Origin of the sequence: Streptomyces sp. 796.1, assembly GCF_047525675.1 — a bacterium.
Classification (GTDB): domain Bacteria; phylum Actinomycetota; class Actinomycetes; order Streptomycetales; family Streptomycetaceae; genus Streptomyces.
The window spans coordinates 121131-129158 of record NZ_JBLIWA010000020.1 but is presented as its reverse complement, the minus strand read 5'-3'; the positions used below and the strand labels follow the sequence as shown (position 1 = coordinate 129158).

At 67.2% G+C, this 8028-nt stretch carries 5 protein-coding genes, 1 tRNA gene, 1 other RNA gene and 2 pseudogenes; 6 read left to right on the top strand and 3 right to left on the bottom strand.

Annotated elements, in window-relative coordinates; translation table 11 throughout:
• Positions 1–1499: DNA polymerase III subunit gamma and tau (locus ACMA1D_RS16050; protein WP_414724645.1), on the bottom strand; the 1499-nt coding region annotated here is incomplete at its 3' end.
• 86 nt (positions 1500–1585) lie between these two features.
• An RNA gene (ffs, locus tag ACMA1D_RS16045) (signal recognition particle sRNA small type) lies at positions 1586–1684 on the bottom strand.
• A 95-nt stretch (positions 1685–1779) separates the two neighbouring features.
• Here ffs and ACMA1D_RS16040 point away from each other — a divergent pair.
• From ACMA1D_RS16040 to ACMA1D_RS16015, 6 genes and pseudogenes are all read left to right on the top strand, one after another.
• A tRNA-Ser gene (locus tag ACMA1D_RS16040) sits at positions 1780–1867 on the top strand.
• Positions 1868–3078: 1211 nt separating this feature from the next.
• On the top strand, positions 3079–3555 hold the full coding sequence (locus ACMA1D_RS16035) for a sigma-70 family RNA polymerase sigma factor (RefSeq protein ID WP_414724644.1): 477 nt from the start codon (positions 3079–3081) through the stop codon (positions 3553–3555).
• Positions 3555–4592 carry a hypothetical protein gene (locus ACMA1D_RS16030; RefSeq protein WP_414724643.1) on the top strand — a complete coding sequence of 346 codons (1038 nt, stop codon included), beginning with the start codon at positions 3555–3557 and terminating at the stop codon, positions 4590–4592. The genes ACMA1D_RS16035 and ACMA1D_RS16030 overlap by 1 nt, the downstream gene beginning before the upstream one ends.
• 39 nt (positions 4593–4631) lie before the next feature.
• The gene (locus ACMA1D_RS16025) at positions 4632–5771 is read left to right on the top strand and encodes a hypothetical protein (RefSeq protein ID WP_414724642.1); all 1140 of its coding nucleotides are present in this window, start codon (positions 4632–4634) and stop codon (positions 5769–5771) included.
• 63 nt (positions 5772–5834) lie between these two features.
• Positions 5835–6056, top strand: a pseudogene (locus ACMA1D_RS16020) (type II toxin-antitoxin system VapB family antitoxin); the annotation flags it as partial.
• A pseudogene (locus ACMA1D_RS16015) lies at positions 6056–6460 on the top strand (VapC toxin family PIN domain ribonuclease); the annotation flags it as partial. The pseudogenes ACMA1D_RS16020 and ACMA1D_RS16015, both read left to right, overlap by 1 nt.
• A gap of 414 nt (positions 6461–6874) precedes the next feature.
• Here ACMA1D_RS16015 and ACMA1D_RS16010 read toward each other — a convergent pair.
• Positions 6875–7909, bottom strand: coding sequence for an alpha/beta hydrolase-fold protein (locus ACMA1D_RS16010; protein WP_414724641.1), 1035 nt, complete (start codon positions 7907–7909; stop codon positions 6875–6877).
• Between the last annotated feature and the right edge of the window lie 119 nt (positions 7910–8028).

Here is an 8028-nt window from a genome sequence, read left to right as displayed (position 1 = left end):
GGCCCACCGGGCGCGGCGCCCGGCCCGGCACCAGGCCCCTGCCCGGCCTCCCCCGCCTGCGCGTCGTACGCCGCCGGGGCAGCAGGCGCCGAAGCCGCCCCGCCACCGCCCGCCGGCCAACTCCCCGGGGCCCCGCCGCCCGCGTCCACACCACCACCGGGCTGCCCCGCACCCGCACCCGCGGGCGCGCCGGCACCCGGCTGCGCCCCGGGAACGGGTGCCGGCGCCCCGGCCCCCGGCACCACGCCCGGCCCGGCCGCCGGCACGCCGTGCCCCTCGGGCCCCGGCACGTACCCCATGGGCGGCATCCCCGCCGGCGGACCGACGAGGCTGCCGCTCAGCGCGCTGCGCTCCAGCTTGTCCAGCCGGGCCTGCACGGAACGCTCGTCGTCGAACGCGGCGGGCAGCAGCACGCGCGCGCAGATGAGCTCCAACTGCAACCGGGGCGACGTGGCCCCGCGCATCTCCGTAAGCCCCTCGTTGACCAGGTCGGCGGCGCGGCTCAGCTCGGCCGCGCCGAACACCGACGCCTGCGCCTGCATCCGCTCCACGACGTCCGCGGGGGCGTCGATGAGCCCCTTGGTCGCCGCGTCCGGCACGGCCGCCAGGATCACCAGGTCCCGCAGCCGCTCCAGCAGGTCGGCGACGAACCGCCGGGGGTCGTTCCCGCCTTCGATGACCCGGTCCACGACCTCGAACGCCGCGGCCCCGTCATCCGCGGCGAACGCGTCCACGACCGCGTCCAGCAGCGACCCGTCCGTATAGCCGAGCAGACCCGTCGCCATGGCGTACGTCACACCGTCGTCGGCGGCTCCCGCCAACAGTTGGTCCATGACGGACATCGAGTCCCGCACGGACCCGGCGCCCGCCCGTACGACCAGCGGCAACACCCCGTCCGCGACCGGAATGTCCTCCCGGCCGCACACCTCCGCCAGGTACTCCCGCAGCGTGCCGGGCGGCACCAGCCGGAACGGGTAGTGGTGCGTACGCGAGCGGATGGTCCCGATGACCTTCTCCGGCTCGGTGGTGGCGAAGATGAACTTCAGATGCTCCGGCGGCTCTTCGACCACCTTCAGCAGGGCGTTGAACCCCGCCGAGGTGACCATGTGCGCCTCGTCGATGATGTAGATCTTGTACCGGCTGGAGGCGGGCCCGAAGAACGCCTTCTCCCGCAGGTCACGCGCGTCGTCCACGCCACCGTGCGAGGCGGCGTCGATCTCGATGACGTCGATCGAACCCGGCCCGTTGCGCGCCAGGTCCCGACAGGACTGGCACTCCCCGCAGGGCGTCGGCGTGGGACCCTGCTCACAATTGAGGCAGCGCGCGAGGATGCGCGCACTCGTCGTCTTGCCACAGCCGCGCGGCCCGCTGAAGAGATACGCGTGGTTGACCCGGTTGTTCCGCAGCGCCTGCTGCAAGGGGCTGGTGACATGCTCCTGCCCGATGACCTCGGCGAAGGTCTCGGGGCGGTAGCGGCGGTAAAGCGCGAGGGACGACACGCATACGACGATATCGGCCCGCACTGACAACCGACCCAACCCCGAGCCCGGCCCCACCCCACCGACCCCCGGCGGCCCCCGGCCCCAACGCAAGCGCCCCCCACGCACCCGCCAGAGCCCACTTACCCTTGCTGCCTTCCGGCCCTGGGGGAGTTAGGTGAGATAGCGCCACGTGAGGGGCTGGCCCCACCTTAGCGGATCCCCACCCCCACCCGTGACCGCCCCCACCCCCCGGAACCGGGTTCGCGAGCACTGCTTGCCGTCTTGTATTGTTTGCCGCGGAGGATTCGCCTAGTGGCCTAGGGCGCACGCTTGGAAAGCGTGTTGGGGGCAACCCCTCACGAGTTCGAATCTCGTATCCTCCGCCAGTGCCTCACCGGGCACGTTGTCGAAGGGCCCCCACTGTTTGCGGTGGGGGCCTTCGACGTTGTTGCGCTGGTTTTCTTTGAGCAAGAGGGGGTCGCGAGGAGCACGCATGAGGTCGCTCCCCAGGACCAGGCGCGCGGTGGACGGTCTATGCGGTGGCACTCCGCTCCCAGCGTGACGGTCACGTCGCACTCGCGAGGAGCACGGCCTCCCCTGACGTCTGGGCCGCTTGTTTCGGGAAGACGAGAGGAGCGCGTTCCACGAGGCGGCGGCCTATGTCATGCGAGTGGGGACATGTTCCCGACCGTGAGCACACCCGCCATGCCGCTGACGTGGACGGGCCCGGCTAGCCCGAAGAGTGGGAAGGGAGGCAGAACACTCCCTCCGTCTTGCTCGGTATGCTGCTCACAGATGCGCCCTCAGCAGGACAGTTCAAACGCGCAGAGCGCCACACCCGCTGCGTCCCCTGGCCGACGATCCACGTACTTCTACTTGCTGTTGCCAAACACAGCCTGTGCGTCGCTACCGCCCTCGCTGTTACAGAGAGAACGGCTGCTACCCGAAGTGCGGTGGTCGAAGCGGCCTGCTCCCCAGTGAGGCGCATCGGCGGCGGCTGAAAATTGGCTCTGGAGCGCTTTCCGCGCTGGAGCCACTTCTGGCGCGACGCCGACAGAGGTGGCTCCAGCACTGACACCTCCGTCCTGGCCGACGAGATCGCCCCCCATAGCCTCTCCGTACACCGAGTCCGCCACTTCCCACTTGAATCTCAGAAAGTACGGATCCGCGGTTCACGCCCGAAGTCCCCTCAGCCTCCTACTTATGACGGGCCACGGGAGGTCCGCCTAACCCAGAGGGAGATGCTTGTGGACGCACCTACGGCGGCCGTCGTGATCGTCTCAGTCGCCATCACAGAACTGTGTGCCTTGTGCAGACTCTGGATGCGTCAGCGGGGGGACGAGCAACGTGAGCAGGCCCGGTATGGGCATGCCACTGCGATAGCCCAACTCCTGGAGGGGTCCGGCCGCCTCGGCCTTGGGGAGCATCGCATTGACGGAAAGGGACTAAGCCTCAGAGTGTCCGCCACCCCTGTCGAACAATCGAACGGCCTCACATGAGCCGCCATGGCCCGACTGGGGAGGCTGGCCCCCCAACTACCGCTGGCCGGCCGGCTGACAAGGCACAACCAGAGGGAGCCCGGGATGCCCGTCGCTCGGTGGACCGGGAGTTCTCAGCCTTCTACCGCAGCACGATCGACAAGCTCGTTGGTTTCCTGATCCACCAGGGGGCCTCTCTGCCCGTAGCTGCCGACATCGCGCAGGACGCGATGACCACGGCTTACAGGCGCTGGGAAGAGATCAAGCAGCCATCGGCATGGCTTCACACAGTGGCCTCGCGGGCGCTCGCACGACGCATCGCCGACATTCGTGAGGAAGCCTTCGACCACGTTCCGGAACCTTCGTCCCTGCTGCCTCGTCCTGAAGCTCTCACGGAGTGGGAGGAGCAACAGGAAATCCTTCGAGTCCTCAGAGGACTCCCACCACGCCAGCGTCAGGTTCTGGCCTGGACCCTGAGCGGTTACAGCCCCGCCGAGATTGCCGAGGAGCTCCGCATCGCGCCTGAGGCGGTCCGAGCCAGCCTCAAGAAAGCACGCCGTACGGCAGCAGCCTTGGTCAGCGGAGGGGAGGACTAGTGGCCAAGGACCGCGTCGGCCCGAATGACGAGGAGCTCGACGGCGCCGTGGACCGCCTGCTCGGTAGGCACATACACGATCTGTCAGCAGCCCTCCGGAGCGCGCTTGATGTCGAGGCCGGGCTGCGCGACATTCTGCTGCACTCTCGACACGACGATCTTGTCGATGACCTCGGTGCGATCCTCGACGTGGAAGCAGGTCTGGACGACATCATCGGTGCCGGCGTCTCTCAGCAACGACAGAGGCCCGAGAGGAACAAGAAGCGCGGCAGGAAGGCGGCAACCGCGGCAGAGCAGTGCCTGCGGATGGTCAGCCCTGAGATGCGTATTACTCTGCGTGTCAGTCCCGACGTCGCGACTGCGGCAATGACCTTCGAGAGGGCACATCGCTTTCTTTCGAGTCTGACGCAGGTCAGGGACTCCACACACACGCTGAAGGCACACCTGGAACCACGCCTCGCGTTTGCTGTGTCCAGCAAGCTCCAGTCCACCCACGAATATGCGATCGAGATCGCCGGTGACCTCGCCCACTCCGACGCTTCCGTCGCGGTGCGCGATCTGGCGCGCAGCCTTGCCGTCGGCCTCACCGGCGATATGGACACCGCCCGAGCGGCAGCGGAGGTTCTTCTCCAACGCGACCCCCATTCCACCGACCTCGCTGAGGTCAGGGAACTGGCCGAAGCCCTGTCGAGAACAGCTACCCGCAACTGCGCCCGCGGCCGGCGCCTCCTCCGGCTCTGCGCCGAGGAAGTCCGGGGCGCAGTCAGCGCGGTCCTCGGCCGAGACCTGCCCGTCCTTGACGAGGAGTCGATCGGTGTGTTCCTGGACGACTTCACGGCTTCGGATCTACGCGCCGCCGACCTACTCGGCGTTGTGTTGGACGGCGTTCGCTGGTCGGAATACGGCACGCTCTGGCCAGCCGCTGTGAACGTCGAGGTCCTCAAAGCCCAATCGGATGAGACGCCTCCGGGAAGCGGAACATACACCGTTCGGAAAGGCACTGCACCGATGCACAACACCTATGCAGGACTGTTCTGAAAAACCTGGCCGGTCTACGTTAACGACAGGAGTTCCGCAGTGACGCACTATTCCTATGCCGTCGAATCACGTGCCCTGGTGGCGACTTGGGCAACTGCCAGGGGCAGAACGTCCGTCGTCGTCGCCACCGCACCCGAGACCATTACGGGAGACGAGATCCTCGATCTGGCGCGAGGCCTCGAACACCTCTCCCAGGCGGCCTGGCGTACCTACATCCGCCCCGCCAGTGCCAGTTCCGCCCAGCAAGTCAACAGCGAAGGCTGGCGCCGTAGACAGGAGCGTTCCTCCTTCCCCGAAGCACTCAAGGGCCTAACACACCCGAATCTGCCGCAGGACGGCCACCTGCTCGTAAGCTACAGCCCGATCGTCGAGTCAGGCCACCGCATCGGACGCACGCTCCACTCCATCGCCGACGACCGGCTCACCGCGTCGGTCCTCGCCGAGGCAGAGGCCGAACTCGCCTCGGTGAAGCAGGCTGAACTCGGCAACGTGGACGGTCGAGCACGCCAAGCGATACTGCTCACCCGTGAGGACGTCTCACCGGTACAAGTGGCCGCCGCCGACTCTCTTCTACACGCCGACCCGTTCGGCTCGACATCGTTGCAGACCGATGTGGATCCGACGGCCGCCGCCGTCGCCGCCGCCCACTGGCTTCAGGCCGCTGCCGACGTCACGGCGGAGGTGTCCGGATTCCATCCGACGGACATCGTGGTGGAAGCCGACAACATCGAAGCCCTCCCGCACGAGACGCCTACCCGCGTGCTCGAACTCATCGACGAGGGTTCGTCCCCTCACGAGGTCGTAGTCACTCTCGTTCGGGATGCGTTGGCCGTGGCCGAAGGGCTGATCCCCGACCGGTACGGCCTGCTGGATCAGATCGACCAAGTGAAGGATCTCGTCGAACGGCATGCCAGCACGGACGACGTGCTGGCAGAGGAACTCTGGCGAATCCGACTTACACCACTCGACCCCCAACGCCCTGCTCCCGACCTCCTGGAAGACCTGCTGGCCGGAATACGAGCCTGCTGGCTGCTCTTCGAGGAGTACGCCGAATCCCCGGACTATCCGGATGACGAGTGGGATCAAGCCGTGTGGGAGGAGTGGTACGACTGCGAACGCAACAGGTTCATCGACCAGGTGCGGGCTGAGGCTGCCCGCACCCGCAAGCGGCTCATGTGACCGAATCTCGAGGCATCAGCTTGAATATATCGAACGCTATAGACGATATACAGGGAGGCTTTCGTGACGAGCCACTCCGATATCGATCTGGACGACGACCTACTTGCCGACGTTGCTCAGGCTCTTGGCGCCAACACCAGCACCAAGAAGGAGGCCGTCAGCGCTGTTCTCCGTGAGGTTCTGGAGAACTGGCGTCGCGCACTGGCCCTTGCCCGCCTGCGCGCAGCAGCCGGCGAGGGAGCCTTCGACCTCGATTTCTCCGAGAGCAAGGGGAACTCTCGCCGGTGCACGCGGCCCAGTTGCTGGTCGACACCAGCTCACTCGCCCGATTCATGCACGGTGATGCGGAGCAGTGCGTATGGGGCCAAGCTGACGCATCTGGGTTCACCCCCGCGTGCCCATCACTGAGCTGGAGTCCTTCTTCAGTGCCCGATCTGCCGAAGACCAGACCCAGGGCTAGATGACATGCGGATGATTTCTGGCTGGGTGCCGATCGACGATCGTGCATACAGCCGCGCTTGGCAGGTACAGGGGCCCTATCCGAGCGGGGGAAGCATCGTAGTGCAGGCATCGACGGCTTGTTGATCGCTGCCACAGCAGATCTACAAAAGCTGACTCGGCTGGATAGCGATCGGGACTTTGACTGCATCGCGGCCTTTACCGGGCAAGCTCTCCAGTGGTTCGAGCCGAGCCAAGCAAGTAGGTCGCGCTCGTTTCCATTCTGGTTGCATTCATCGCCGTACGGCACCGTTCAGAAGCTCCGCCGCCCCCGGCTGCACCGCAGGTCAGAACATTTCCGTACGCTCCAGAACGGTCGGACGAACACTTGGAAAGCGCGTTGGGGCACCCCCTCACGAGTTCGAATCTCGTATCCTCCGCACTTCGCCTGGACAGGCGAAGTGCGGAGGGTCCCGCTGGTTGCCGGCGGGACCCTTCGTCGTTGTGCTCACTCGCCGGTGTGCTGCGTTCTTGCCAACAGAAGTCAGTCGCGACGGCCCGCAGGCGCCGGCGGGGATGATCTCCAGAGCACGCCGTTGCGTGCGGCGCCCGTCCCCGCCCCGCCCCGGCTGACGGCGCGGGCCTTGGCTGCGTCCGTGCGCCCCCTACACCCCCATCCGCTCACTAAGCCACCCCAACGCCAGCGGATAGCGGTACTCGATCGCGCCGTGGGTGCCGTCGAAGAGTTCGTAGTTGATTCGGTCGTCCGGGACGCCTGCGGACTTCAGGGCTCGGTGGAAGGCTGTGGCGCCGAAGTCCAGGTAGTACTCGTCCTTGTTGCCGGCGTCGATCCAGATGGCGCGGAGGGAGCGCAGGGCCTCCGCGTGGGCCGGGCGGGTGGCCAGGAGGACTGGGTCCCAGGCCAGCCAGCGGTTCCAGACCTCCGGGAGGAGGGTGGCGGTGTCGTCGAAGGGGATGCGGACCGTGCCGTCCTCGTCGGCGGAGTACGCCGACGCGTACGCGTACACCTCCATCAGTTCGAAGTCGCCCTGCTTCGTTCCGGGGACACGGGTGTGGAACTCCTTCAGGAAGCGGTCGTACGAGCCGTCGTACAGGTCGCGCAGCAGGCGGGCGCGGCGGGTGAGTTCGCTGCGGTAGCCGACGTCGAACAGGGCGTCCCCGGCGTGCGTGGCGAGCGCGCCGAACAGGTCGGGGCGGAGCATCGGGGTGATCATCGCGACGTAGCCGCCGGTGCTCTTGCCGGCCAGTGCGCGGTGGTCGCGGTCGGCGAGGGTGCGGTAGCGGGCGTCGATCCACGGGACGAGTTCGTCGCAGAGGTAGGAGTGGTAGTCGCCGGTGGCTGGCGAGTTGAGGAACTGGCTGCCGCCGTACCGCGTCCAGCCGTCGGCGAAGACCACGATCGCGGGTGGCACCTCGCCGCTCGCGTACAGCGCGTCCACCAACTCCGGGTGCGGCCTGCGGAACGGGGTGCGGTTGAACCACGTGCCGGCGTGCCCGCCGTAACCGGGGGTCACGTAGATCACCGGGTAGCGCCGGCCGCGGTCCTCGTCGTAGCCGGGCGGCAGGTACACCAGCAGCGGTCGTCGGTGCGGGTCGCCGAGCGGGTTGCCGCGCAGCGTCACGCTGTCGATCACGGGGTGTTCGAAGCGTCCGGCGGGTTCGGTGGGATAGGGGAGCATCACGGTCTCCTGTCGCGCACGTCGGGTCGCGTTGCCTTGTCTTGCCCGGGCTTGCCTTGCCTTGCCTTGCGTTGCCTTGCGTTGCATCGCATCGCCTCGCGGCGTTGCAGCGCATCGCG

Bases quoted from the DNA above. Each gene is read 5' to 3' on its own strand.
- ACMA1D_RS16010 (WP_414724641.1), bottom strand. From the start codon at position 7,909: ATGCTCCCCTATCCCACCGAACCCGCCGGACGCTTCGAACACCCCGTG.